Raw genomic sequence first — 25,852 nt, forward strand, 5'->3', positions numbered from 1 at the left:
GGCAACCCTTTTGCATATATAGCATCTATTCATCCTTGATTATCAACAAGCCCTCACATAGAATACAACTACTTTTGCTCACACGGGGTACCTGTGGTAACAATCCTTCTCATCGCCGACCAGGATCGGCTCGAAAAGCTCTTCGACTTCGTAGGGGATTCTCCCCAGATACGATTCAGGGTTTCGCGCTCCCTCCGCCAGGGAATCCAGGACATCTCGGAAGAGCCGCCGGTTATCCTCTTTGTCCAGAACCACCTTTCGGGGCTCTCCGGAGAAATCATCGCCCGGCACCTCATCGAACAGGCGGAAGGGACTAAACCTAAAGTCGTCCTCTTCGGCGACCCCGGAAGTTCTCCCGCTTGCCAGGCCCCCATAGACGCCTGCCTCGACATCTCCCGCACCAACGAAGACCTGACAGCCGACATTATCGGGATCATCGCCGAAACGTCGCAGCAGCAGGCCGCCTCTGAACCCCTGCCGGCAATGCAACCGGACGAAACAGTGGAGCCAGCCGGAGAAGAAGCGCCTGTACAGGCAACCACAGAGCCACCCATCCCCGCAACGGATGCCGTCAATGACATCTACAGCAGGGAGCAGTCCTCCGCCCCATCCCAGGCCGAAGCCACCTTTGACCAGAAGCTCAAGACCGTCATCCAGCAGTCGCCGGAGCCGGTCCCGCTGGCGGAAATGGAAGATACGGTTTCACTTTCGGAAACCTCAACCGGGCGTGCCCCTGCCGGGAGACGGCGGCAATCTGGAAAAGCCCCGGTAAAAGACATCAAGCCGCGCCTCTGGATAGGGCTTGCCGCTGTCGCAGTTGTCGCCATCGGAACTACAGTCATGCTGCTCTCGCGCAGCGGCGCTCCTCCCGCTTCCTCGCCGAAGCCGCCTGCTCCGAAAGCAATTCAGCAATCCATTAAAAATGCCGGCACTCCCCCATCACCCGCTCCGGTTGCGGCACCAGCATCCACCGCGGCACAACAGCAGCCTTCTCAGGATTCAAACCCCGTTCAGGCACCTCCTGAAGCAAAGAGAGGACTTGACCGGTTACCCGGCTTCATCCCCAAAGAGGGGCATGACCGCCATTACGGAAAAGACCACCCTGGATGGGAGCGCTACAAGGGGGCCCGCACCGAATTCAAAGTCTACAGCGACGGCACCGCCATCCGTGCCGTGCAGGCCATCGATCGCAGCGGAGTTGGAATCCCGGAATCCTTCTTGAGCGGCGCCTTGAACCAGATGACCAACTCGCGGGACTTCACCATCGAAGCAAAAGAAACCCAAGGGAAATTCCGCGTCGAAAAGGGAACGGCATCCGGCGGTGCCCGGCTCGTCGTCTACCGGACAGTGCCCAAGGGCTCCATAAGAGCCTTCGTCGTTCATTTCAACTGATTGTCGCCTGACGAGAATACGGACTTTACCATGACATCACGCAACAACTCGAAATTCTGTGCCGCCATTACCATTTGCACCCTCCTCCTCCCGCTGCAGGGAGGACTTGCCCAAGCGGCCCCGTCTTCTTTCGAACTCGAACTCAAGGACCTGGAGACAACCAAGCCCTCGCCGAAACCACGACACCGGCAAACCCGCCAGCCCCGAAAGGCCATTGATTCCGACCCCGCATCCGCCGCAACCGCCCCATCCGCCGGGCTTACCCGATATACCGTAAAGCCGGGAGACTTTCTCTTCAAGATACTAATCCGGAATTTCGGCCTCAGCAACGCCCAGGCCGAAGCGCTCATCCCGGAGATTCAGCGGCTAAACAAACTGCCGAGCGCAACGCGCCTCGAAGTGGGACAGACCATCCTCATTCCGCGCACCCGCCGCACGCCGACAGCGGAGATTGCCGACAAACCGGCTCCAGTGCCGCAAGAAGAGGAACACCAACCCCTCGTGATCCCCCCTGTGTCCTCTTCGGCCGTCGCGCCGCAGCCGGCCGCGCCCGTTGTTCCCGAACCGCCGCCCCCCCATCGGATCGAGCCGCCGGAGCAAATCGCACCGGCACCTCAACAACCGCAGCCACAGGAGCCTGCCAAGGCCCCCGAGCCGGCCCCTCAGGCCCCGGATCAAACGCCCCATTCTTTCGCCGCGTCACTCATCCGCCTATGGGAGGAGATTGTCCCAGGGCAGAAGATGATAGAGCCCCTGACCGTGGACGGAAAGGTTCTCAACCCCGATGACTATCCGCTCCTTTTGTCCGCCGACGGAGGCAGGATACTCGTGGATGTCAGAAACTCTCTCCCGGCAGGGCTTCGCAGCCAGATTGTCCGGAAATACCCCGATATCCGCATTGTCACCAGGGGCAAAGACAGCCTCAGACTGTTCTTCTCCTCGCTCATGAAAGCCGCCGAATTTGCCCGGATAGAAGAAAACGTCACTGTGAGCCTGGGAGCGGACCCACTACTGTCCGTCCGCGCAGACTTTCGCATCGTGCGGCTGCCATCCGGCCGGGGCGGTCCCGAAACCGTCCTCGTCTTTCTGGACGAAAACGGCCCCTGTCTCCCGGCATCTCTCACCGGCTACCTTGAAAGGAAGGGCTACCAAGTGGCTCAGCTCAGCAACCGGTCAGATGATGCCATTGCCGACCCCGGGTATGATCTTCGGTCTATTCCTCCCTCCAGCCCCTGCGACATGGCAATGTCGCTTCTGGAGGCTCTTTCCATCAAGCTCGACCGCAACAAGATCGTTTCCGGAACCATGGGGGAGAATGCGGACAACCGCTTCAGCATCAGGGTGGAAAGCTACTTTGAAGCGAACGGAAAGCGTTTTGTACTCGACTGCACCGGCAACGACCCTTACAACTACACCCTCTTCAGGCTCCTTAAAGTCCAGGGCTATGGCGTAATCCAGCCCCAGGGGAATGACGATTTCAATGCCGTGGCAGAGCACCTGTTGACGGAGCTGAACTATCCCCACGCCTTCGGGCGTTATGAACTGGATTATGGGCGGTACAAGATCACGATCACAGGATTCAAGATTACACGTCGGGACAATTCGACAGGACGGCTGATCCTTTCATCACGGCCAGCCGATCCGGTTTTTGCGGATCTGATGCGTTGGGAACCAGGGGGGAACAGGTAATTACGAACCGCTGAGGCGGGGTCTGAATCCCCATCACATGTTGGTGGGGGAAACAGTTTCTATTGGCCGGCCATCTTCATTAGGGCATCGGCCCGATAGAGAGTTGCATCGGGTAGCAGGGGAGATTCCGGATAACGGGCCAGGAACCGGTCAAACGCATCGAGCGACTGCTGGTACTGGCCCGATTTGTATGCGCCCACTCCCTTCTCGAACAGGGTCTGCTCGTTCTCATCGAAGGTACGGACAGCCGGGGGGGAGGAAACCGGCCCGGGGGCAACAGGCTGGGATGCCCTGGACGGCAGAGCGGGCACAACGGAAGCAGAAGGCACCTTCGCCATCTGCTTTTTCTCTTTGGGCTCCAGGGATACTGCAGGACTTACCGCCGGATGTTTACCACCACTTTTTCCCTGTGCGGCAGGACCGACTCGCCGCGACGGCGTCATCACGCCCTCTCCCTGACCGGGCTGGAGGGGAACCAGGAGTCTGTTTCCCGCATAGATAAGGTTGGGATTCGTTATCTCGTTGAAGAGGAGTATCTGGGAGAAGTAGGTACCCTTGCCGTTAAACCGCCGCGACAGGGAGTAAAGGGTATCCCCCTTTTCAATGGTGATGCGCTTCACGAGCACCCCCTCGCCCGGGCCGGACATGGGCTTGCCGTCCGACGGCTGCGGGGCGTAGCGAAGGTACTCGGCACCGCCGGCCGGTGCCAGCGATGCGAGGGAGAGGACAAGAGACGACGCGACAAGCCTGAGGGTGCCGTTCATATCAATACCTGTTCCCGAGTTGGTCCTGATAGTTCAGGACGTTTTTCACCTGGATGCTCCTGCCGACGGCAGTTCCCGCCTTGACCCGGAAGGTCACCTTGATGACCCGCTTCTCTCCGGCGCCAAGTTCGTCAAATTTCCACAGATAATCGCCATTGCCGGCACGACCGAAGGAAGGATCCGAAGCAACCAGCTCCAGGTCTTGCGGCAGAACGCTCTGGAGTTCCACCGCCTTCGCCATGCTTGAACCGCGGTTGGTGAAATTGAGCTCGAAGGAAGATACCTCTCCCGGCTTGAGTCTCCCCCCCTTGCCGGTCATGGCAAGTTCGACAACCGGACGGGAGTAAAGCAGCCGCAGATTGGCGACAGCGCTCCGGACCTTGTCGCCTTCGGGTTCAAAGGCCATGACAACTGTGGCACCGGCACCATCAGCTTCAGAAGCCGGCGTTGCGAGGTCGAGGATCACATAGGATTCCTCCTTCGGTGCCAGCGGTCCGACGTGATTAATAATGGGCTCATTTGCCTGACGGATGCCGTCCCGGTTCATATCCTGATAGAATGTGTACGTAACGTTGGGAGGAAGCTGAGGCTTGATGAGGAAATCCTCCCGCACGTTTCCGGTATTGGTGACAATGAGGGGGACTGATATCGACTGACCGGGAATCACTACCAGCCTGTCGCTGTTGGTCCTCACGGCAACGCCGCTCACCGGCTTGACAAAAGAAGCTGCCGAAATGAACGAGTCGCGCGTCTCGAGCTCGGTGTTCACCACATCGGCCCGCAGGAAGAGTTCCTGCTGGGCTATGGCCTCCTCTTTCAGCTGGAACGCCACCTCAAATTCCCTGCTCTCTCCCGACGCAAGACGGATGCCGTCAAGGACCAGCGCAGCTTTCATCTCCTGTTTGAAGCCGGCTTCCACAAAACCGGCCGGTTCGTACTGGGGCGGATAGTTGAGACGCAGGCTTACACCCTGGGCAGTTGCGGTACCGATGTTAAGAAGCGCCACCCTGTAGGTGACCTTCTCGCCAGGAAGCACCTCTCCCTTATCGGTCTTGACCACAGCGCGGAGGAGCGGAGCCGAGGCGGCAAGCATTATGTCCCGTGCCTGGGTGGCATCACTGTCGAGTCTGGAAGCAATTTTAACGGGATAGATTATCTTCTGGCCGTCAATGAATTCTCGCGGCACGGTTATGGAAATCACGCCGCTGAACCGCTCGCCGGGAGCGAGGGACGGCGTCAGGTTGATGGGCATTTCTTTCCTGGCGGCATCGGCAAACTGGGCCGCAAACTCGGCGGGGAAGCCAGATTCGAGATAGAAGCTGTCGGAGCCGTTACCCCTGTTGAGAACCTCGAAGGCTATGTCGTGCCGCTTGCCGACCTCAAGGCTCTGGCCCACGGGGACGATTGTCAGGTCCGCATCGGCAAACTGCCCCACCTCCAGGGAGAGAACCTGGGCATTCTTTTCGGGAAGCGCCGGTTTCACCGCCACCACGGCAGCCCCGGGAACCGGGTAGACAATGCCGAGGTCCTTCAGCTTGCCAGCCGCCGAAGCTGCCGCCCGCGTACCAGGGAAACGATCGATGAGCGACTTGTACTCGGCGATGGCCTTTTCCCTGAGAACCGCACGTTTGCCCTCTTCCGCCTTCTCGGCGGCGAGACGATCAGATGCTGCCTTGTCGCTGGCTGCCTTTTCCGCTGCCAGACGCTCGGCTTCGGCCTTTTCGGCAGCCACTTTCTCTGCCGCAACAAGTTCGGCGGCACGTTTCTCGGCTTCGGCCTTCTGCCTTGCCGCCTGTTCGGCAACCAGACGCTCGGTTTCGGCTTTCTCCCGCGCAAGCTTTTCGGCTGCCAGGCGCTCTGCGGCAGCCCGCTCCGCGGCGGCTTTCTCGGCGGCAACGCGCTCGGCAGCCGCTTTTTCGTCAGCGGCTTTCTGGGCGGCAATGCGCTCAGCCTCAGCCTTTTCCTGGGCAGCCTTTTCGGCGACCAGACGCTCCGCTTCGGCTTTCTCCAGCGCAAGCTTCTCCGCCGCCAGGCGTTCGGCGGCAGCCCGTTCCGCAGCGGCTTTCTCGGCGGCAACACGCTCGGCGGCTGCTTTTTCGTCCGCAGCTTTCAGCGCGGCAATGCGCTCAGCCTCCGCCTTCTCCTGGGCAGCCTTTTCGGCAACCAGACGCTCGGCTTCGGCTTTTTCCCGCGCAAGCTTCTCCGCTGCCAGGCGTTCGGCGGCAGCCCGTTCCGCGGCGGCTTTCTCGGCGGCCACACGCTCGGCGGCGGCTTTTTCGTCAGCGACTTTCAGGGCGGCAATACGCTCAGCTTCCGCCTTCTCCTGAACCGCCTTTTCGGCGGCGACACGCTCGGCTTCAGCTTTCTCCCGCACAAGCTTCTCGGCTGCCAGGCGTTCCGCGGCAGCCCTCTCCGCTGCGGCTTTCTCGGCAGCGGCACGCTCGGCGGCGACTTTTTCCGCAGCTGCTTTTTCTGCCGCGCGGCGCTCGGCCTCGGTTACATTTCGTGCGGCCTGTTCAGCAGCCTGTTTCGCGGCCGCCGTCTTATCGGCCAGTGCTTTCCGCTCCGCCGCCGACGCGGCGGCCACTGTCGCAGGAGCAGGACGTTTGGCGACAGCGGGAACCTGCTCCCCTTTGTCGAAACGAGCCACAAGATCAAGGAGCTCATCTTCGACGGTTCCCTTGAGGGGACTGTCGGGATACTCTTTGATGAACTGGGACATATAGCGGGCCGCATCCCGGTCGAAGCCGGCCTTGAAGTTGGCCCGGGCAAGCCAGAAGATGGCCATGTCGCGCAGCGGGGTATCGGGATACTTTTCAAGTACCGCCTTCATCTGCTCGATGGCCGTCTGGTAATCTTTTTTCTGGTATGCGTTGAAACCGGCTATAAAGATTTGGGAATCTTCGGAATTAACGGCATAGACGGGTGAGGAAAGGAGCAACGAAATTATGAGACATCCGGTCAGGCACCGGAAAGCGGCAGTGCGGAAATATTTCATAAAATCCACAGGCTTGACCTTTCCCATCGTAAGGGCGAAGAAATTAGAGCAATCAGATTCAGTTACATAGCACCATAACCGCATCTTGTCAACGAAGAATACCTGCGCCAGCCCCTGTAACTACGCGGAAAATGGCCTTACGGAACAAGTGTTGCTTGCGGGCAACATGTGTGCCCCGCCACTCTTCCCATCGGCGCCGGCAACGGGTATACTGGGCAGCATGTTTGACAAGTCCCGCCTGAACACTCTCCCCGACTCTCCCGGCGTCTACCTCATGAAGGGATCAGACGACACGGTCCTGTATGTGGGAAAGGCCAAAAACCTCAAAAAAAGGGTCCGCTCCTACTTCAGCGCAGCCGGAGAATCCCGCTGGCACATCCGCTTCCTGGTGGCCAGGGTGGCAAACGTGGAAGTCATCGTTACCGATACGGAGAAAGAGGCCCTTATACTTGAGAACACCCTCATCAAAAAATACCGCCCCCGATACAACCTGGACCTCAGGGACGACAAGACCTATTTCTCGCTCCGGATAGACACGGCCGAGGAATTTCCCCGCATCACCATAATCCGCAAGGTGCTCCGGGACGGCGCCCGCTATTTCGGCCCATATTCATCAGCCTCCTCGGCGCGCGAAGCCCTCCAGCAGCTTTACAAGCTCTTTCCCCTGCGCCACTACCCTCTTGAAACTTGCCGCAAGCGCAGACGTCCCTGCCTTTTTTTCCAGATGAAGCAATGCTCTGCACCTTGCCACGGCCGCATAACCATCGAAGAATATCAGGAACTGGTTCAGGGAGCGGTCCTGTTTCTCGAGGGGAGGAACCGGGCGCTGATGAAAATCTACCGGCAGCGAATGGCGGAGGCAGCAGGGAACGAGCGCTTTGAAGAAGCCGCCCGCTTCCGGGATCTCATCCGCGCCATAGAAGTAACGGTAGAGAAGCAGAAGATGGTGACTGCGGAAGGAGATGCCGACGTTCTCGGAATGCACCGGGAAGGAAATACCATCTCTCTTGCCCTCCTCTTCATCCGGGGGGGACGTCTTGTCGGCAGCCGCAGCTACATACTTGCATGGGAACTTGAGGATGAGGAAGCTGTTTCGTCCTTCCTCAATGATTACTACAGCCGGGAAGTCTTCATCCCCGACCAGGTGCTCCTGCCGCTCCCCATCGCCGACGGTGCCGCGCTGGAGGAGCTTCTCTCCGAGCGCCGGGGAAAACGGCTGGCGATTACGCACCCCCTGCGAGGGACAAAAGCGGACCTGGTAAGGCTGGCGGGCAAGAACGCAGAAACGGCCCTTCGCGAGAAGCGGCAACGGGATGAAGGATCGGAGACGATACTGGCCGAACTGATGGAGCGGCTTCATCTGAGGAAGCCCCCCCGGCGCATAGAGTGCTACGACATATCCAACATCCAGGGAAGCTACCCGGTGGGGAGCAGGGTTTCATTCCTCGACGGCAAAGCGGACAAGAAAAGCTATCGCCACTATCGCATAAAAACCGTCTCCGGCGCCGACGATTTCGCCATGATGCAGGAGGTTCTCTCCCGCAGGTTCAGGGACGGCCCGGCACAGGACGCCTATCCCGACCTGATTATAGTGGATGGTGGCCCCGGCCAGCTGAACATCCTGACCACGGTCCTCAACGAATTGAAGGTTGAGGGGATCGATGCGGCGTCCCTGGCAAAAAGCCGCGTAGAACAGGACATGACGGCGGAGGAATTGACCCGTAGCGCCGAGCGGGTATTTCTTCCGGGTCGCAAGAATCCGGTGGTACTCCGCCAAAATAGCGCGCCGCTGCTCCTTCTGGCCCAAATCCGCGATGAAGCGCACCGTTTCGCCATCACCTATCACAAGAAACTGCGGGGCAAGGACACCATCCAATCGGCCCTTGACGCAATTCCGGGCATCGGGCCGAAGCGGCGCAGAGAACTGCTTCGCCACTTCGGGAGCATGCGCGGGATTAGAGCGGCAAGCCGAGAGGAACTGGCAGCCATGCCTTCGGTACCACCGGCCCTGGCGGAAGCCATCTGGACGGCGCTGCATGAAAAAGACAAAGGCGGCACCCCCTGAATCGGGATGCCGCCTTTGGGCAACTGATTGCCGAACCGGCCTATTTCTCTGCCAGCAGTTTCTTTATGAGATTCTCCATGTTTTTGAGCGTTGCGTCAGACCCGCCCATAAACCTGTCAGCCACGTTCCCTCTCTTGTCGATGACGTACACCGTCGGCAGCGAGCGGAGACCATAGTCGGTCTGAATGTCGTGGCCGGCCAGGGCCACCGGATAAACAAGCCGTTTGCTGACAATGAAATCCTTGAGCACATCTTCATCGCCATCATCAAGGGAAAGGCCGAGAATCTGGAGCCCCTGTTTCCCGTACTTGCGGCTCAAACCGTTCAGGTGGGGAACAGCATCCCGGCAGGGGGGGCACCATGTGGCAAAGAAGTCGATGACGAGAACATATCCCCTGTAGTTGGCAAGGCTTATCTGCTGCCCCGAAGTGCTCACAACCTTAAGAGGCGGAGCGGGCGACCCCTTCTGGGGAATTGCAAAGGAAGGCGCGGCAAACGCCACGGTAAGGGCGGCTGCCACGACAAACGCAGTCAATGCTCGTACAATTCGCATAAATTATGCCTCGGCCCTTATCTACGCCTTAGACAGCCTTTTTGATCAGGGCCTCGAGCTGGGCTTTGGGAACCGCGCCCACAACCTGATCAACGACCTTGCCATCCTTGAAGAGGATAACCGTAGGGATTCCGCGCACGCCATACTTGCCGGGGGTACCGGGGTTGTCGTCCACATTCACCTTGCCCACTTTCACCTTGCCTTCGTACTCTTCGGCAATGGCGTCAATGACCGGAGCGATAGCCTTGCAGGGGGCGCACCATGTTGCCCAGAAATCGACGAGAACCGGAACAGAAGCCTTAAGCACATCGGCGTCGAAGTTATCATCGTTGAACATCAGCACTTTTTCACTGGCCATGAAAGCCTCCTTGTCAGACATATTGTACTTTTAGAATATAGACGAGCTTCCCCAAAACTTCAAGGGCGAAAAGTCAAAACTCCGACCCCTTGGCAATTTGCTTAAAATCTGGTACAGACAAGACCTCCCATCTATACGGGACAGGCGAGGCCCATGATCCAGTTCCCCGTCAACCTGAATATCCGCAACCGCCCGGCAGTAATTATCGGCGGCGGTGCCATTGCCACGCGCAAGTGCCTCCTTCTCCTGGATGCAGGAGCACGGATCACCGTAATTGCACCGTCAATCGCCCCCCGCCTGGAGGAACTTGCAGCGGATGCGAGAATCACCTGCCACCGCAGGCCATATGCCGCGGGGGATCTTGAAGGTGCGTTCCTGGTCTTTGCCGCCACTGACGACCCTGCCGTGAATCTGGCGGTGGCCGGGGAGGCATCGGACCTCGACATACTTGCGGACATTGTGGATGCCCCGGAACGGGGTAGCTTCACAACCCCCGCCGTCATGCACCGGGGCGACCTCGCCATTGCAGTTTCAACGGGGGGGAAAAGTCCGGCCCTGGCCCGGCGGCTCCGCAACGACCTGGCGCGGCAATTCGGCCCTGAATACGCAGAAACACTGGCTATACTCGGTGCGGTACGTGAAAAGCTGTTGACTGCCCGTGGCAACACCCCCTACAATAAGTCGATTTTACGCGCCCTTGCCGACGCAAACCTCCCCGAGCTGATCCGGCAGGGGGAGTACGATGCGATCGACCGACTCCTCGTGACCCACGCCGGCCCCGGATTCACCCTGGCCGACCTGGAGACGAGACCCGAGGACCTCCCATGAACACCCTGCTTTTCAACCTGACCCTGGCCGTATATTTCGCCGCCACCGTTGCTTACCTGGCCTATCTCGTCAAACCGCAGGAACTGCTCGGGAAAGCTTCCCGCTGGATTCTCACGGCAGGCTTCGCAGTCCATTTAGCCTATACGGTTGACCGCTATCTGGAGGCGGGACACACCCCCATCACCAACCTCCACGAGTCCCTCTCCTTCTTCAGTCTCGCCATTGTGGGCGTATACATACTTTTCGAGCGCAAGTACCGGATTTTAATCCTCGGTTCCTTCGTAACCCCGCTGGCACTGCTGATAATGGCAGTATCAACCGGTTTTCCGTCGGCCATCATGCCCCTGAACCCGGCCCTCAGGAGCAAGTGGCTGGCACTGCATACGATCATGGCGTTCCTGAGCTACGCCGCCTTTGCCGTTGCCTTCGGGGCTGCCATCATGTACCTGATCCAACAGCATTTCCTGAAGAACAAGAAGCTGGGCCCCATGTACCAGAAGCTCCCATCCCTGGACGTGCTTGACGAAATCAACTACCGCTGCCTCACCATCGGGTTCCCGCTGCTTACGTTCGCCATCATCTCGGGAGCCATTTGGGCGGAATCGGCATGGGGAACCTACTGGAGCTGGGATCCGAAGGAGACCTGGTCGCTCATCACCTGGTTTGTCTACGCGGCACTTCTCCACGGCAGGCTCACCACCGGCTGGCGGGGCAAGAAAGCCGCAATCCTCGCAATTGTCGGCTTCTTTGTCCTCCTGTTCACCTTCCTCGGCGTGAACCTGTTCCTGCCGGGGTTGCACAGCTACAAATAAGACGTAAGAGGCTCGCATGAACATTGTGGTTGTGGGGCTGTCGCACAAGACCGCCTCCGTCGATATAAGGGAAAAAGTCGCCTTCGCTCCGACCCAGATGGAGAAACCGCTGCGAACGCTGCTGGCTCTGGAAGACATTGCCGAAGCGATCATCGTATCCACCTGCAACAGGGTCGAAATTTACATCTCCACCCGCGACATTGCCGGAGGCATGGCGCGGGTAAAACGCTTCCTGGCCGACTACCACGGCATCGCCCCCGAAACCCTCGAACCGCACCTCTACGCACACCACGGCGAAGCAGCCATCCGCCACGTTTTCCGGGTCGCCTCCAGCCTTGAGTCCATGGTCGTGGGAGAGCCCCAGATCCTGGGGCAGATCAAGACCGCCTACGGCTACGCCGCCGAGTTCAAGACGAGCGGCATCATCCTCAACCGCTTCCTCCACAAGGCTTTTTCCGTGGCCAAGCGGGTGCGTACCGAGACTAAAATCGCCTCATCGGCCGTCTCCGTCTCCTTCGCCGCCGTGGAACTGGCCCGCAAGATCTTCGGCGACCTCTCCGACAAGACGGTCATGCTCATCGGCGCCGGCGAGATGTGCGAACTGGCGGCCAAGCACTTCATCAACAACGGCGTACGCGGGGTCATGGTCACCAACCGCACCTACGAGCGCGCCGTGAAGCTGGCCGAGGAGTTCGAGGGGAAACCGGTTCAGTTCGAAGACCTGTTCGACCAGCTCCACAAGGCCGACATCGTCCTCTCCTCCACCGGGGCAACCCAGTTCATCATCAAGCCCAGGGATGTGGAGGAAGTAATCCGCCGCCGCAAGCTCAAGCCGATGTTCTTCATCGACATCGCCGTCCCACGGGACATCGACCCCAAGGTGAACAACGTGGAGAACGTCTATCTCTACGACATGGACGACCTTCAGGGAGTTGTCGCCAGCAATCTGCAGCAGCGGGCAGAAGAGGCGAAAAAGGCCGAGGCCATCATCGACGAGGAGATCGGCCAGTTCCACAAATGGCTTTCGAATCTTGAGGTGACGCCAACCATCGTGGCCCTGCGCTCCAAGTTTGAGGAAACCAGGAAAGCCGAACTGGAAAAAACCCTCGCAGCATGGAAAGACATCCCCCCCGATGGCGCGAAGCGACTCGAAGCCCTTACAGCCGCCATCATAAACAAGCTCCTCCACCCCCCCACCGCAACCCTCAAGCGGGCAGGCCAGGGGGGGAGGACCGATCTCTACGTGGATGCGCTGCGCACCCTCTTCGAGCTCCAGACCGGAGGGGCGGACGATGAGGACCTCGGGGAGCTGGAAGAATAGACCAGGATATAGAAATACAAAAGGAGACTGCAATGGCACCAAAGCATTTCAGAATAGGAACCCGGGCGAGCCAGCTCGCCCTCTGGCAGGCGAACTGGGTAAAGGGAGAGCTGGAGAAGCGCTATCCGGGCATGATGGTGGAACTCGTCAAGATCAAGACCATCGGGGACAAGATTCTTGACGTCCCCCTGGCTCAGGTTGGCGGGAAAGGGCTCTTCGTGAAGGAGATCGAGGAGGCGATGCTGCGGGGCGAAATTGACATCGCGGTCCACAGCATGAAGGACGTCCCCACCGAATTCCCCGAAGGGCTCGGCCTTTACTGCATCACCGAGCGGGAAGATCCGCGCGACGCCGTCATCTCCAACGGCGTCAAGTTCGCCGACCTTCCCCTGGGGGCCAGGATCGGCACCTCGGCCCTGCGCCGCCAGGCCCAGCTACTCAAGGTGCGCCCCGACCTCCAGATGGTGATTATCCGGGGCAACGTCGAAACCCGCATGCGGAAGCTCACCGACGAAAACCTGGACGCCGTGATTCTGGCGGCGGCGGGGCTCAAGCGCCTGGGCTTTGCCGATCAGGTTACCGAGTACCTGCCGGTTGAACTGTCGCTTCCGGCCATCGGCCAGGGAGCCCTCGGCATCGAGTGCCGCCTGGACGACGAAACGATCAAGGAAACCATCGCCTTCTTCAACCACCCCGACACCGCCCACGCGGTCAGGGCCGAGCGGGCGCTCCTGTGGCGCTGCGAAGGGGGCTGCCAGGTACCCATCGCCGCCCACGGCCAGGTTGCCGGCGACACTCTCACCCTTACCGGTTTCGTCGCCTCGGTGGATGGCTCGCGCTCCGTCAAGGATTCCATCACCGGATCGGTAGCCGACTGTGAAAAGCTCGGCATCGCCCTGGCGGAAAAGCTTCTGGCCGACGGTGCCCACGAGATCCTCGCCGAGGTCTACCAGCGGGAAGTTTCCCGGGAGAAGGAAATCCCGGTTTAGCCGTTCGAATCTCACTATCAAAAGCTTTAACCACAGAGGGCACAGTGGCACACCGAGGGTAAAACACCTTAAATTGCATTGCTGTCGACAGCAGAGCTTCCATTTGTTCCCACCATGAATGAGCTCACGCTTTTTTGTTTTTCCTCCGTGACACTCTGTGCCCTCTGTGGTTAGCTTCGTTTTTTAATCCAATGCCCGAAAAATCACCCAAAAACCCGCTCGTCTACCTAATCGGCGCCGGCCCCGGCGACCCGGGCCTCGTCACGGTCAGGGGGCGCGAATGCCTGGGACTCGCCGACGTTGTCATCTATGACTATCTCGCAAACGACGACCTCCTCCGCTTCGCCCGTCCAGGAGCCGAGCTCATCTATGCCGGGAAGGTCGGTGGACACCACAACCGCGAGCAGTGGCAAATCAACGAGTTGCTTGTGGAAAAGGCCCTGGCCGGCAACGTTGTCGCCCGGCTCAAGGGGGGCGACCCCTTCGTATTCGGCCGGGGGGGCGAAGAGTGCGAGGCCCTCGTGGCAGCGGCAATCCCCTTCGAGATCGTCCCCGGCGTCACGGCCGGCATCGGCGCCACCGCCTACGCCGGCATCCCCCTCACCCACCGGGGCATCACCACCTCCGTTGCTTTCGTGACCGGCCACGAGGGGCATGACAAGGAAGTATCCCAGATCGACTGGGAAGGGCTGTCGCTTGGGAGCGGCACCGTGGTCTTCTACATGGGAATCAAGAATCTGCCGCAGATAACGGCAAACCTCATGGCCCACGGCCGACCGCCGGAAACACCGGTAGCCCTGGTCCGATGGGGAACCCGCCCGGAGCAGGAAGTCCTCACCGGAACCCTGGCCGACATCGCCGAGCGGGCTTGCCAGACCGGCTTCAAGGCTCCGGCCATCACCATAGTTGGTGAAGTGGTACGCCTGCGGGAAAAGCTTCGCTGGTTCGACAACCGTCCCCTCTTCGGCAAAAGCATCCTCGTCACGCGAGCCGCTGACCAGGCGGGTGAGTTCGGCGCCATGCTCGGCGCCCTGGGCGCCCGGGTCGTAGAGTGCCCCACCATCGCCATCGTACACCCCGAAACCTGGGACGATCTCGACGGGGCAATCGCCCATCTTGACCGGTTCCACTGGATCGTCTTCACCTCCGTCAACGCGGTCCGTTTCTTCTTCGAGCGGCTCGCCGCCTCCGGCAGGGACTCCCGCTCCCTGAGTGGCTGCCGGGTATGCGCCGTGGGGCCTAAGACCTCTGCGGCCCTTGCCCCCTTCGGCATCCGCCCGGATCTGATCCCGGTCGACTACAAGGGAGAGGGGGTCGTGGAGGTGTTCCGTTCGGAGGCTATCACGGGAAAGCGGATCCTCTTCCCCAAGGGTGACCGGGCCAGGGATGTCATCCCCCAGGGGCTCGCGGAACTGGGGGCCGAGGTGACGGCGCCGGTCGCCTACCGCAACGTGATGCCCGAGGCCCTTCCCTCAGGCGTCATCACGGACCTGGAAGAGCGGCGCATCGACTGCGCCACCTTCACCTCGTCATCCACCGTGGAAAACCTGGCCGCCATCGTGGGCGAAAACCGCCTCATCCGCCTCCTGGAAGGGGTCACCGTCGCCGCCATCGGTCCCATCACCGCCGGAACCTGCCGGGAACTGGGACTTGATGTCCACGTGGAACCACCGAAATACACCCTTGCCGCCATGACGGACGCCCTTGTGGATCATTTCTCCCGGAAGGCGTAGCCACTCCCCGCCACATCTTGTCCGCCGCCGGATTGCGGAGCATCGCGATGCTGACCGACACCCACTGCCACCTGGATGATCCAGCGTTTCGCCCGCGCATCAGTGAGGTTATGGCCGCAGCACGGCAAGCCGGGGTCAGCCGAATCATCGTACCCGGCGTCTCCCCGTCGGGATGGGACGGAATCGCCTCCTTGGCACGGGAACATGACTTGGTCTTTCCCGCCTTCGGCATCCACCCCCAAGCGGCAGATCAGGCCAACGACGACACCCTGGCGCGGCTTGCCACCCTTGCCCGCACGGCAGTTGCCATTGGCGAAATCGGGCTAGACCACCTGCTCCACCATGTTCCCCGCGCCGTCCAGGAAATGGCCTTCAGGGAGCAACTCCGGATCACGGTGGCAGCGGGAGTGCCGGTCATCATCCATTGCCGCCGAGCCTTCGAGCCCCTGCTTCGGATACTCCGGGAGGAAGGAGTTGCCCGCGTCGGCGGGGTCATGCATGCCTTTTCCGGGAGCGTGGAAACCGCCCGGGAGTGCATCCGGCTCGGCTTCCTCATCTCAGTTGCGGGGACCGTCACCTACGCTAACGCCGTGAAGCCCGTGGCCGTCGCCCGGGAAATCCCACTGGAGCACCTCCTTCTCGAAACCGACGCCCCCGACATGACCCCGGAGCCCCTTCGCGGCACCACCAACGAACCGGCCTTCCTCGCCCTGACGGCCCTCCGCCTGGCAGAACTGAAGGGGGTGACTCCGGAGCAGGTGGCCCGGATCACCAGCGCCAACGCCACGCGGCTCTTTCGCCTGTAATTTAATTTCACCGAGGTATACCCATGTCCCCACTCCACCGCTTTTCACGCACAGAGATCCTCATCGGCCCGGAGAAGCTCGACCGGCTCCGGCAGTCCACCGTAGCCATATTCGGCCTCGGCGGAGTCGGAAGCTTTGCCGCCGAGGCCCTCTGCCGGGCAGGAGTAGGCCGGCTCGTCCTCGTGGACTTCGACGATATCTGCCTCACCAACGTGAACCGGCAGCTCCACGCCATGGACGGCACCGTTGGAAGGGCGAAGGTTCAGGTCATGGCCGAGCGGCTCCGCCTCATCAACCCCGAGGCGGACATCGTACCCCAGAAGGATTTCTATGAAGCGGGAAACAGCGAATTTCTCCTCTCGGGAGGATACGACTACGTGGTGGACGCAATCGACCATATCACGAGCAAGCTCCACCTGATTCGCAGCTGCCGTGAACGGGAACTGCGGATCATCTCCAGCATGGGGGCCGCCAACAAGCTGGACCCGACCAGTATCCGCGTGGCCGACATCTCAAAAACCAGCGTCTGCGGCCTGGCGCGGGTGATCCGCAAGCAGTTGCGCCGGCAGGGAATCAAGAGCGGAGTCACGGTGGTCTACTCCACCGAGGAGCCCCGGGAGCAGGCGGTAGCCGATGCCGGCTGCCGCTCCAACTGCATCTGCCCCAACAAGGAGGAGCAGCGTTTCTCCTGCGAACACCGCCGGAACATCCTGGGGAGCATCTCCTTCATCCCGAGCATCTTCGGGCTCACCATGGCGGGGGTTGTGGTAAACGATCTGCTGGGGGATTGACTAAAAATAACGCCTGGTTGAACCGGAGCAATTTACCGCTATACTTTGTCTACACTCCAACATGGAATACGATGAAAGGGGGTAACGGTATGGGTAGAGAGTATTCGGTTCAAGAGGCCCTGAAGCTTGCAATAAAGGGCGAAAAGGACAGCATGGACTTTTACCGGAAGGCAGCTTCGGTGACCAAGAATGAACGGGCGCAGAAAGTCTTCGACCTCCTGGCCAATGAAGAGGTGGGGCACCTCAAGGCATTCTTCGACCATTACAAGGGAGGAGAATTCGGCGATGTGGCTACATACATGGCGCAACCGCCGGACACGAAAAACCCCACGTACACGGCCCTCATGAAGGCCGTCGGGGAGGATACTCCGGAGCAGGCCGCCCTCGAACTGGCCATCAAAGAGGAGAGCGCCTGCATCGACCAGTACACGGTCATGGCAAAGGACATCATCGATCCCCTCGTCAAAGCCATCTTCCAGGGGGTTATCAAAGAGACCGAGAAGCATCTGGCGATGATCGAGGAAGAGTACCGCCACGTCATGGCCATGGTGCACGAGTCGGATCAGGACATCTATGTCCGGGAATAGTCCCTTGAACGGCAGGCGGGATGCCACGGGAACGGAGAAACCTCTACCTTTCCGGCCAGCACCCATCTTCCGTGAAGACATCGCAACCGTCCCAACAGGGTGAGGGGGAACGCGGAGAGCGGCCCCCTCATCCAGCTTTCGGCACAATTATCCCCCATTGTCGACTGGATGCTGCAGTTATTGCCGCCATGTCAACGTATATTTGCTGGCGGCCCGACTAACTGCTGTTATACTACGTCCCATGAAAAAACAATCCCCATCAAAGCCCTCTGAGAAAGAACCCGCCACGGCTCCAGCACAAAACTCGCTGTCAGATCAAGCCCCCCCCCTCCCCATTGTCGGCATAGGCGCCTCCGCCGGCGGGCTGGAAGCGCTGGAACAGTTCCTGCGGCACGTGCCGCAAGGATGCGGCATGGCCTTTATCATAGTCCAGCACCTGGACCCGACCCACAAGGGGATCCTGCCCGAACTGCTCCAGCGCACCACCGGAATGGCGGTCTTTCAGGCCAGGGACCGGATGCGGGTCAAGCCGGACTGCATCTATGTGATCCCCCCCAACAAGGACATGTCCATTCTCCACGGGGTGCTGCACCTGTTCGAACCGACGGCGCCCCGCGGCCTGCGCCTTCCTATCGATTTCTTCCTCCGTTCCCTGGCCGAAGACCAGCAGGAGCGCAGCATCGGCGTCATCCTTTCCGGCATGGGCTCAGACGGCACCATGGGACTGCGGGCGATCAAGGAAAACGCGGGAGTGGTGCTGGTGCAGGAGCCTTCATCGGCAAGGTTCGACAGCATGCCCCGCAGCGCCATCGATGCCGGACTGGCCGACCTGGTGGCCCCGGCGGAGGAACTGCCGCCCAAGATCATCGAGTATCTCCGGCACGCCCGCGTCCTCACCAGGGCTGAACGCCCCCTGGAGGAGAAGGACCAGAGCGCCCTGGAGAAAGTCCTCATCCTGTTGCGGGCCAAGACTGGCCACGACTTCTCGCTGTACAAGAAGACCACCATGTACCGACGGATCGAGCGGCGCATGGGGATTCACCAGATCGACCGGATCGCCGCCTACGTACGCTACTTGCAGGATAATTCCCAGGAGGTGGAACTCCTCTTCAATGAACTTTTGATCGGTGTGACCAGCTTTTTCCGCGACCCGGCGGCATGGGAACAGCTGAAGGGAGAGTTTATTCCGGCACTCCTGGCGGAACGACCGGCCGGCGGGGTGCTGCGGGCCTGGTCGGCCGGCTGCTCCACCGGGGAGGAGGCATATTCGCTGGCCATCGCCTTCAAGGAGGTGCTGGAACAGCTCAAGCCCACGGAGAGTTTCAAGTTGCAGATCTTTGCCACCGACCTGGACCGGGACGCCATCGACAAGGCCCGTCAGGGGGTCTATCCGGCCAACATTGCCGCTGACGTTTCTGCCGAGCGCCTCCGCCGGTATTTTATCCAGGAAGGGACCGGCTACCGGATCGGCAAGGAGATCCGGGAGATGGTGACCTTCGCCACCCAGAACGTCATCATGGACCCCCCCTTTACCAAACTGGATATCCTCATCTGCCGTAACCTTCTGATCTATCTGACGCCGGAACTGCAGAAAAAGCTCCTGCCGCTCTTCCACTACAGTCTGAACCCGGGCGGCATCCTGTTTCTGGGGAGCGCCGAGACCGTCAGCACCTTTACCAATCTCTTCGCGCCGCTGAACACCAAGTCGAGACTCTTCCGGCGCCGCGAATCGGTGCTGCCGGCCGAACCGCTGGCGTTTCCCTCTTCGTTTGTACCGGCCCTGCCGGGAGTTCCCAAGGAGTTGACGATGATGAAACCTGCGGCCAACCTCCAGACGCTGGCGGACCAGCTGCTCCTGCAGCACTTTTCCCCGCCCGCCGTGCTGGTCAATGACAAGGGTGACATCCTCTACATCAGCGGGCGGACGGGCAAATATCTTGAGCCGGCGGCCGGCAAGGCCAACTGGAATATTTTCGCCATGGCCCGCGAAGGGCTCCGCTTCGATCTGGGAAGCGCCTTCCAGAAGGCGGTCCGGCACAAGGAGGAGATAACCCTCAAGGGGCTCAAAGTCGGGGAGAACGGCGGCACGCAGACCGTTGATGTAACGGTCCGGGCGATCGAAGAGCCGGAGGCGCTGCGGGGGATGGTGATGATCGTCTTTACTGAAGTGGCAGCGCCCCCGGAAAAGAAAGCAACCGGCCGCGCCAGGAACTCTCCGGCAGGCAGCGCCCGAGTGCTCGAACTGGAGCAGGAACTCCGGCAGGTGCGCGAAGAACTGCAGACGACCCGCGAGGAGATGCAGTCCTCCCAGGAGGAGCTCAAATCCACCAACGAGGAGCTGCAGTCCACCAACGAAGAGTTGCAGTCCACCAACGAGGAGCTGACCACCTCCCGGGAAGAGATGCAATCCCTGAATGAAGAGCTGCAGACGGTGAACGCCGAGCAGCAGTCCAAGATGGATGAGCTTGCGCGCATGAACAACGACATGCGAAACCTGCTCAACAGCACGGAGATAGTTACCGTGTTCCTGGACAACGACCTCCATGTCCGGCGGTTCACCACCGGGGCGAACAAACTCTTCAAGCTGATCCCGGGTGATGTGGGGCGGCCTCTCAGCGACATCTCCAGCGACCTGCTCTATCCCGGCATGATCGAAGAGGCCCGAGAGGTGCTGCGGACGCTGGTCTTTTCGGAGAAGCAGGTCGCCGCCACCGACGGGCGCTGGTTCTCGGTGCGCATCATGCCCTACCGCACCATGGAGGATATCATCGGCGGAGTGGTGATCACCTTTGCGGACATCACCGTGACCAAGACGCTGGAGGCGGAACTGCGCAAGGAGATTTCACGGCTGAAAGCTGATGGCTGATGGCTATAGACTAAAATTGATCACCGCCGCCTGCAGCAGTCCGGAGGAAGCACACTATGCCGTAGCCTATCGCTGTGGATACAGAACGGAGGTTGCTATCATGGACAAGCGAACAGAGTATGTCGAAAAACTCTCTGCACAAATGGTTGAATGGGATAACCAGATTGACCTGCTCAAGGACAAGGCAGAAAGTGCCACACCCGAAGTGAAGTCTGAATTTCACAATGCGATTGCAATGTTGCAGCTCAAGCGGGATGAGGCCGCGGCAAAGCTTCAAGGGATATCGACCGCCGGCGATGATGAATGGGAAGAACTCAAAAAAGGAACGGAACAAGCCTGGAGCGGGATTAGAACTATCTTACACGATGCCATCATGAAGATTAAATGAGCACGGCAGCGGGTGCGATCATCGAAGCGGTCTTCGGGGGGAAATATAACAGAAAGCCACTTCCGATGATGCGGCCTTTCGCATATATCGCCACACGTTGACATGTCATCGACGTGATATATAGTTAAAATCGTTGGCGATAACATTTCCGAGGAACAGAAAGGGGAGGTCATCATGGAAAGACTGCGCCGCATTTTGAAAGTACTGGTCTGCATCGGGCTGATAACCTCATTCCTCGGGTGCGCATCCACGCACAAACAGGAAAGCACCGGCCAGTATATCGATGACTCCGTCATCACCACCAAGGTAAAAGCCGCAATTTTTAGCGAGCCGACATTGAAAACCTTGCAGATCAATGTCGAGACGTTCAAAGGGGTAGTTCAGTTAAGCGGTTTTGTTAATTCATCGCAGAGCGCTAATAAGGCAGGAGAGATTGCCCGCAACATTAATGGTGTCGTATCGGTGAACAACGACCTGGTCGTAAAATAGTTGCATTGCTTCTAGTGAATTTACGACCCACTCCGGTGGGTCTTTTCGATTCTGGCAGACATTCAACGGGGTTTTCAAAACGGCAGAGGCGATCGATCCCTAACGGGTCTTAACAGATGATTTGTTTCCAACCGCCTTTCGCCTGAATAAATGGTGGCAGCAATGGGAATCGACAACGACAAGAGATTGTCAACGGATACCGCCAACCTGCGCCACCGTGCCGAAGAGCGTTTGAGTGAGAACAGGGCGAAGCGCACCCCGCCCCGGACCGTAGAAGAGACAAAGAGGCTTGTCCATGAGCTTGAAGTCAACCAGATCGAGTTGGAAATGCAGAATGAAGAGCTGCGCCGAGCCCGGGAGGAGCTTGAAGTATCGCGGAACAAGTATGCCGAACTCTATGACTTTGCACCTGTCGGCTATTTCACCTTTGATGCCAACGGAGCGATACGGGAGGTAAATCTTGCCGGCGCGCAACTGCTGGGAATAGAGCGGCGACTGCTGGTCAACAAACCCTTTGCCGATTTTATTGCCGATGCAGGCGACCGGGAGATTTTTTCCAACCATCTCGCATTGGCTTTGCAGCGGCAGGTCATGATGAGATGTGAAATCCGTTTCACGAGAAACGACAGCACGGTGATCAATGGCCAACTTCAGAGCGTAGCGGTCAGAAACGAAGGCACGGACGGATATATCCTCACCTCCATCGTTGACGGCACGGTCCGCAGGCAACTGGAAGAGGCGCTGCAAAATGCCCATGACAAGCTGGAGCTGGCGGTACATGAACGTACCGGAGAGCTGACCAGGGCCAATGTGCAACTCTCGCGGGAAATAGAGGAGCACAAGGAGACGGAAGAGTCTCTTCAGGGTGCGTTTGCGGAAATCAGTCAGTTGAAAGACCGGCTCAGGGCCGAGAATATCTATCTGCGACAGGAGGTTGCCCGGGAGTACGATTTCTGTGAGATCATCGGGCAAAGCAATGCCATTGAGTATGTATTCTTCCGGGTCGAGCAGGTGGCCCCCCAAGATGCGACCGTTCTCCTCCTTGGCGAGACCGGCACCGGCAAAGGAATGATCGCACGGGCCATCCACGGCAGGAGTTCACGCAAGGACCGGCCGATGATAACGGTCAACTGCACGGCCCTGCCGGCAAACCTCATCGAAAGCGAGCTCTTCGGACGGGAAAAGGGTGCATTCACCGGGGCTGATGCCCGGCAGATGGGGCGTTTCGAGTTAGCCGACGGCGGAACCATATTTCTCGACGAAATCGGCGAGATGCCGCTGGAGCTGCAGAGCAAGCTGCTGCGGGTCATCCAGGACGGCGAGTTTGAGCGACTGGGCAGCCCCCGCACCATCAAGGTAGATGTCCGAATCATCGCAGCCAGTAACCGGAACCTGGAAGAAGAGATCCGCGCAGGGAGGTTCCGGGAAGACCTCTTCTACCGGCTCAATGTTTTCCCCATCACGATCCCGCCACTGCGGCAGCGCAAGGAAGACATCCTGCTGCTCGTCACGTATTTTGTCGCTAAATACAACAAGAAAATAGGCAAGAAGATAGAGACCGTTTCGAAAGAGACCATGAACGCCCTCCAGGAATACCACTGGCCCGGCAACGTGCGGGAGCTGGAAAGCGTCACCGAGCGGGCGGTCATCACAAGCCAGGGGGCTACACTCCAGGTACTGGACCGGTTCGATACGTTCCGCAACGCAGGGGAACCGGCAGAACAGGACGTCAAAGTCCTCGCCGACCTGGAGCAGGAACACATCCTTCAGGTGCTCCAGAAAACCGGCTGGCGCATCGAGGGGAAAAACGGTGCAGCGGTTCTCCTTGGTCTCAACCCCAGTACACTGCGTGCCCGTATGCGGAAATACGGCATCCGCCGCCACTAACGGTAAAACATGCAAGGATTGCGAGCAGTTGCCCCAACAGAATCCGTCATATATGGCAGTTACGTTACATATGACGGATGCCGCTGACGGTTTTCCCTTCACCGCACACCCTTCTCTTCCATTTTACTCCGCACAATCAAACCCTTGCACCGGCAGTATCCGCAGGCTTCCTCTGGCTCGTTAGTTGCGATGCACCTTCTCGGCAGGACATGAGTAACGACATGTTTTCTGCGAACTTTGAGCTAACAGGAGACTCCACCATGAATTACATCGCTGTCGGCAAAGAAAACTCGACCAGCATCAAGCTCTACTATAAGGACTGGGGGAGCGGGCAGCCAGTAGTCTTCAGCCATGGCTGGCCGCTCTCTGCGGACGCCTGGGAAGACCAGATGCTGTTTCTGGGTGCCCGCGGCTATCGCTGCATTGCCCATGACCGCCGCGGCCATGGCCGATCGAGCCAGCCCTGGCATGGCAACGACATGGACACCTACGCCGACGACCTGGCAACACTCGTCGAAGCGCTGGACCTGAAGAACGCGATCCATGTGGGCCACTCCACGGGGGGCGGCGAAGTCGCCCGCTATATCGGCCGCCACGGCACGAAACGCGTAGCCAAGGCGGTTTTGATCGGTTCGGTGACGCCACTCATGCTGAAGACGGCCGCCAATCCCGGCGGCCTGCCGATAGAGGTCTTCGACGGGATCCGCGCCGGCGTCCTCGCCGATCGCTCGCAGTTCTTCAAGGACCTCACCACGCCATTCTACGGCGCCAACAGGCCGAACGCCAAGGTCTCCCAGGGCCTGCGGGATTCGTTCTGGCTCCAGGGGATGCAGGCCGGCTTCAAAGGGGTCTTCGATTGTGTCAAGGCCTTCTCCGAAACGGATTTCACGAAGGATCTCGAGAAAATGGACGTGCCGACCCTGATCCTTCACGGCGACGACGACCAGATCGTACCCATCGGCGCCTCGGCGCTGCTATCGGCAAAGCTCATCAAAGGCGCGACCCTGAAGATCTATCCAGGGGCACACCACGGCCTGTGCTCGACCCTCAAGGACCAGGTCAACGAGGATCTGCTTGCGTTCATCAAGGGGTAGGCGACCAAATCCTGGACCCGGTCGTGATCGCTGCCCGTCAAGTGGCCAAGGAGTTATGATAACGTATCGGCAGGGAGCAGGTTCCGTGCTTGCACGGCATCAGTACGCTACCGATTCTCAAAGGAGACCATCATGCTATGCAGAGCACAAACACTCAAGGGATACACCCTGGACAGCCTCGACGGGGCAATCGGAAAAGTCAAAGAATTTTACTTCGATGACCAGTACTGGACGATTCGCTATCTGGTGGCCGACACTGGAAACTGGCTTAAGGAGAGACAGGTATTGATCTCCCCGTATGCGATGGTCGCCGTGAACGAGGAAAAACAAACCATCGAAATCAATCTGACCAGGAAACAGATAGAGGACAGCCCTCCCCTGGACAGTGACAAGCCGGTCTCGCGACAATTCGAAGATGCCTACTACGGGTTTTATGGATGGCCGATGTATTGGGGCGGCCCAAACATGTGGGGTGCTTATCCCTTCATTGTGTATGATCCTGAAAAATGGAGGGAAGCCGTCCGAAGCGAGAAAACCTGGGATCCCTTTTTGCGCAGCAGTCACGATGTGACAGGCTATCACATCCAGGCCGCGGACGGCGGAATTGGCCATGTGGATGATTTTATCATCGATGACGAGACTTGGGCGATTCGTTATCTCGTTATCGATACTCGGAACTGGTGGCCAGGCAAAAAGGTACTGATTTCACCCAAATGGATCGAACGCGTGAGCTGGATCGAGTCGAAAGTCTTCGTCAATCTACCCAGCGAGGCCATCAAGCAGTCACCGGAGTACACGGATGAGACTCTGTTGACAGGGGATTATGAGACCAGTCTTCACATACATTACAATCGCCGGGCATACTGGGTCGATGATCCCGGCGGGAAAGAGCAGGCGACAACCATGCTGATCAAACTATCTACCGGGAAAACCGTGAGTGAGGCTGCGGCTGCCTTGCAGGCTGCCGTTCTGGCCAATAATTTTGGCGTCATGCAGGTACACAACCTCAAAGAGACCATGGCGAAGAAGGGGGTGGAGCTCGCCCGTGAATGCCTGATAATCGAGGTGTGCCAGCCGCACCAGGCAAAGACGGTGCTCGACCAGAACATTGGCATCTCCACCGCACTGCCGTGCAGGATCTCCATTTACGAGGAGGGGGGGAAAACCATACTGGCGACCCTGAAGCCGACCACTCTCCTGGCGATGTTCAACGCGCCGCAGCTTGCTGAGGTGGCGCAGGAAGTGGAGGACACGATTGTAAAAATCATGAAGGAGGCTGCTGCGGTTTGATTGGAGCAAGCAATGAAAACTCCCTACTGTTCTCCCAAAATGCCAGTCGCCGGTAGCTAAGTGTTTCGCGCCACGGTCCATGATGGATCGGGGCAGGCTTCGTTGTGGATTGGCTCCTGACCGCGGCACGCCGCGTAGGATAAGGTCCTTAT

Annotated in this window: 21 protein-coding genes; 17 read left to right on the plus strand and 4 right to left on the minus strand. The window is 59.2% G+C overall.

Annotated features, from left to right (window positions below):
• Window positions 1-93 precede the first annotated feature (93 nt).
• Together JZM60_RS04015 and JZM60_RS04020 are read left to right on the plus strand one after the other, a co-directional pair.
• A complete protein-coding gene (locus JZM60_RS04015; RefSeq protein WP_207164235.1) occupies window positions 94-1,392 on the plus strand; it encodes a hypothetical protein in 1,299 nt (432 codons plus the stop codon).
• 30 nt (window positions 1,393-1,422) lie between these two features.
• On the plus strand, window positions 1,423-3,081 hold the full coding sequence (locus JZM60_RS04020; RefSeq protein WP_207164236.1) for a LysM peptidoglycan-binding domain-containing protein: 1,659 nt from the start codon (window positions 1,423-1,425) through the stop codon (window positions 3,079-3,081).
• 59 nt (window positions 3,082-3,140) lie between these two features.
• Here the strand turns inward: JZM60_RS04020 and JZM60_RS04025 are convergent, their stop codons facing one another.
• Complete coding sequence (locus JZM60_RS04025) at window positions 3,141-3,845, minus strand: LysM peptidoglycan-binding domain-containing protein (RefSeq protein ID WP_207164237.1); 705 nt, start codon at window positions 3,843-3,845, stop codon at window positions 3,141-3,143.
• Between the two features lies 1 nt (window position 3,846).
• Window positions 3,847-6,870: a tetratricopeptide repeat protein gene (locus JZM60_RS04030; RefSeq protein WP_241426364.1), complete on the minus strand. Its 3,024-nt coding sequence runs from the start codon at window positions 6,868-6,870 to the stop codon at window positions 3,847-3,849.
• A gap of 193 nt (window positions 6,871-7,063) precedes the next feature.
• On the opposite strand from JZM60_RS04030, the gene uvrC reads away from it, so the two are divergent.
• Window positions 7,064-8,908, plus strand: coding sequence for an excinuclease ABC subunit UvrC (uvrC, locus tag JZM60_RS04035; RefSeq protein ID WP_207164238.1), 1,845 nt, complete (start codon window positions 7,064-7,066; stop codon window positions 8,906-8,908).
• A 40-nt stretch (window positions 8,909-8,948) separates the two neighbouring features.
• Here uvrC and JZM60_RS04040 read toward each other — a convergent pair whose 3' ends face one another.
• Together JZM60_RS04040 and trxA are read right to left on the minus strand one after the other, a co-directional pair.
• Window positions 8,949-9,461 (minus strand): TlpA family protein disulfide reductase, encoded by a 513-nt coding sequence (locus JZM60_RS04040; RefSeq protein ID WP_207164239.1) that lies wholly within the window; start codon window positions 9,459-9,461, stop codon window positions 8,949-8,951.
• A gap of 28 nt (window positions 9,462-9,489) precedes the next feature.
• Window positions 9,490-9,819: a thioredoxin TrxA gene (trxA, locus tag JZM60_RS04045; RefSeq protein WP_207164240.1), complete on the minus strand. Its 330-nt coding sequence runs from the start codon at window positions 9,817-9,819 to the stop codon at window positions 9,490-9,492.
• 153 nt (window positions 9,820-9,972) lie between these two features.
• Here trxA and JZM60_RS04050 point away from each other — a divergent pair, with 153 nt between their 5' ends.
• The 14 genes from JZM60_RS04050 to JZM60_RS04115 all read left to right on the plus strand — a co-directional run bounded on the left by JZM60_RS04050 (window position 9,973) and on the right by JZM60_RS04115 (window position 25,700).
• Window positions 9,973-10,647 (plus strand): precorrin-2 dehydrogenase/sirohydrochlorin ferrochelatase family protein, encoded by a 675-nt coding sequence (locus tag JZM60_RS04050; protein ID WP_207164241.1) that lies wholly within the window; start codon window positions 9,973-9,975, stop codon window positions 10,645-10,647.
• Window positions 10,644-11,459 (plus strand): c-type cytochrome biogenesis protein CcsB, encoded by an 816-nt coding sequence (gene ccsB / locus JZM60_RS04055; protein ID WP_207164242.1) that lies wholly within the window; start codon window positions 10,644-10,646, stop codon window positions 11,457-11,459. The genes JZM60_RS04050 and ccsB overlap by 4 nt, the downstream gene beginning before the upstream one ends.
• A 16-nt stretch (window positions 11,460-11,475) precedes the next feature.
• Window positions 11,476-12,780: a glutamyl-tRNA reductase gene (hemA, locus tag JZM60_RS04060; protein ID WP_207164243.1), complete on the plus strand. Its 1,305-nt coding sequence runs from the start codon at window positions 11,476-11,478 to the stop codon at window positions 12,778-12,780.
• Window positions 12,781-12,812: 32 nt separating this feature from the next.
• On the plus strand, window positions 12,813-13,769 hold the full coding sequence (gene hemC / locus JZM60_RS04065; protein ID WP_207164244.1) for a hydroxymethylbilane synthase: 957 nt from the start codon (window positions 12,813-12,815) through the stop codon (window positions 13,767-13,769).
• A gap of 191 nt (window positions 13,770-13,960) precedes the next feature.
• Entirely contained in the window at window positions 13,961-15,502 is a 1,542-nt protein-coding gene (cobA, locus tag JZM60_RS04070) for a uroporphyrinogen-III C-methyltransferase (RefSeq protein WP_207164245.1), read from the plus strand.
• Between the two features lie 47 nt (window positions 15,503-15,549).
• A complete protein-coding gene (locus JZM60_RS04075; RefSeq protein ID WP_207164246.1) occupies window positions 15,550-16,308 on the plus strand; it encodes a TatD family hydrolase in 759 nt (252 codons plus the stop codon).
• Window positions 16,309-16,331: 23 nt separating this feature from the next.
• Window positions 16,332-17,099 (plus strand): tRNA threonylcarbamoyladenosine dehydratase, encoded by a 768-nt coding sequence (locus JZM60_RS04080; protein ID WP_207164247.1) that lies wholly within the window; start codon window positions 16,332-16,334, stop codon window positions 17,097-17,099.
• A gap of 89 nt (window positions 17,100-17,188) precedes the next feature.
• Window positions 17,189-17,686 (plus strand): ferritin family protein, encoded by a 498-nt coding sequence (locus JZM60_RS04085; RefSeq protein WP_207164248.1) that lies wholly within the window; start codon window positions 17,189-17,191, stop codon window positions 17,684-17,686.
• Window positions 17,687-17,927: 241 nt separating this feature from the next.
• Window positions 17,928-20,552 (plus strand): chemotaxis protein CheB, encoded by a 2,625-nt coding sequence (locus JZM60_RS04090; protein ID WP_207164249.1) that lies wholly within the window; start codon window positions 17,928-17,930, stop codon window positions 20,550-20,552.
• Between the two features lie 100 nt (window positions 20,553-20,652).
• The gene (locus JZM60_RS04095) at window positions 20,653-20,940 is read left to right on the plus strand and encodes a sll1863 family stress response protein (protein ID WP_207164250.1); all 288 of its coding nucleotides are present in this window, start codon (window positions 20,653-20,655) and stop codon (window positions 20,938-20,940) included.
• Between the two features lie 174 nt (window positions 20,941-21,114).
• Window positions 21,115-21,429, plus strand: coding sequence for a BON domain-containing protein (locus tag JZM60_RS04100; protein ID WP_207164251.1), 315 nt, complete (start codon window positions 21,115-21,117; stop codon window positions 21,427-21,429).
• A gap of 150 nt (window positions 21,430-21,579) precedes the next feature.
• Entirely contained in the window at window positions 21,580-23,316 is a 1,737-nt protein-coding gene (locus JZM60_RS04105) for a sigma-54 interaction domain-containing protein (RefSeq protein WP_241426365.1), read from the plus strand.
• 260 nt (window positions 23,317-23,576) lie between these two features.
• A complete protein-coding gene (locus JZM60_RS04110; RefSeq protein ID WP_207164252.1) occupies window positions 23,577-24,410 on the plus strand; it encodes an alpha/beta fold hydrolase in 834 nt (277 codons plus the stop codon).
• Between the two features lie 132 nt (window positions 24,411-24,542).
• Window positions 24,543-25,700: a DUF302 domain-containing protein gene (locus tag JZM60_RS04115; RefSeq protein ID WP_207164253.1), complete on the plus strand. Its 1,158-nt coding sequence runs from the start codon at window positions 24,543-24,545 to the stop codon at window positions 25,698-25,700.
• Window positions 25,701-25,852 lie beyond the last annotated feature (152 nt).

Source organism: Geobacter benzoatilyticus, from assembly GCF_017338855.1.
In the GTDB taxonomy this organism is placed as follows: Bacteria; Desulfobacterota; Desulfuromonadia; order Geobacterales; family Geobacteraceae; genus Geobacter; species Geobacter benzoatilyticus.

Coding starts and splice junctions, on each gene's coding strand:
- JZM60_RS04020 (WP_207164236.1), top strand. CDS start 1,423: ATGACATCACGCAACAACTCGAAATTCTGTGCCGCCATTACCATTTGC.
- JZM60_RS04025 (WP_207164237.1), bottom strand. CDS start 3,845: ATGAACGGCACCCTCAGGCTTGTCGCGTCGTCTCTTGTCCTCTCCCTC.
- JZM60_RS04030 (WP_241426364.1), bottom strand. CDS start 6,870: ATGGGAAAGGTCAAGCCTGTGGATTTTATGAAATATTTCCGCACTGCC.
- uvrC (WP_207164238.1), top strand. CDS start 7,064: ATGTTTGACAAGTCCCGCCTGAACACTCTCCCCGACTCTCCCGGCGTC.
- JZM60_RS04040 (WP_207164239.1), bottom strand. CDS start 9,461: ATGCGAATTGTACGAGCATTGACTGCGTTTGTCGTGGCAGCCGCCCTT.
- trxA (WP_207164240.1), bottom strand. CDS start 9,819: ATGGCCAGTGAAAAAGTGCTGATGTTCAACGATGATAACTTCGACGCC.
- JZM60_RS04050 (WP_207164241.1), top strand. CDS start 9,973: ATGATCCAGTTCCCCGTCAACCTGAATATCCGCAACCGCCCGGCAGTA.
- ccsB (WP_207164242.1), top strand. CDS start 10,644: ATGAACACCCTGCTTTTCAACCTGACCCTGGCCGTATATTTCGCCGCC.
- hemA (WP_207164243.1), top strand. CDS start 11,476: ATGAACATTGTGGTTGTGGGGCTGTCGCACAAGACCGCCTCCGTCGAT.
- hemC (WP_207164244.1), top strand. CDS start 12,813: ATGGCACCAAAGCATTTCAGAATAGGAACCCGGGCGAGCCAGCTCGCC.
- cobA (WP_207164245.1), top strand. CDS start 13,961: ATGCCCGAAAAATCACCCAAAAACCCGCTCGTCTACCTAATCGGCGCC.
- JZM60_RS04075 (WP_207164246.1), top strand. CDS start 15,550: ATGCTGACCGACACCCACTGCCACCTGGATGATCCAGCGTTTCGCCCG.
- JZM60_RS04080 (WP_207164247.1), top strand. CDS start 16,332: ATGTCCCCACTCCACCGCTTTTCACGCACAGAGATCCTCATCGGCCCG.
- JZM60_RS04085 (WP_207164248.1), top strand. CDS start 17,189: ATGGGTAGAGAGTATTCGGTTCAAGAGGCCCTGAAGCTTGCAATAAAG.
- JZM60_RS04090 (WP_207164249.1), top strand. CDS start 17,928: ATGAAAAAACAATCCCCATCAAAGCCCTCTGAGAAAGAACCCGCCACG.
- JZM60_RS04095 (WP_207164250.1), top strand. CDS start 20,653: ATGGACAAGCGAACAGAGTATGTCGAAAAACTCTCTGCACAAATGGTT.
- JZM60_RS04100 (WP_207164251.1), top strand. CDS start 21,115: ATGGAAAGACTGCGCCGCATTTTGAAAGTACTGGTCTGCATCGGGCTG.
- JZM60_RS04105 (WP_241426365.1), top strand. CDS start 21,580: ATGGTGGCAGCAATGGGAATCGACAACGACAAGAGATTGTCAACGGAT.
- JZM60_RS04110 (WP_207164252.1), top strand. CDS start 23,577: ATGAATTACATCGCTGTCGGCAAAGAAAACTCGACCAGCATCAAGCTC.
- JZM60_RS04115 (WP_207164253.1), top strand. CDS start 24,543: ATGCTATGCAGAGCACAAACACTCAAGGGATACACCCTGGACAGCCTC.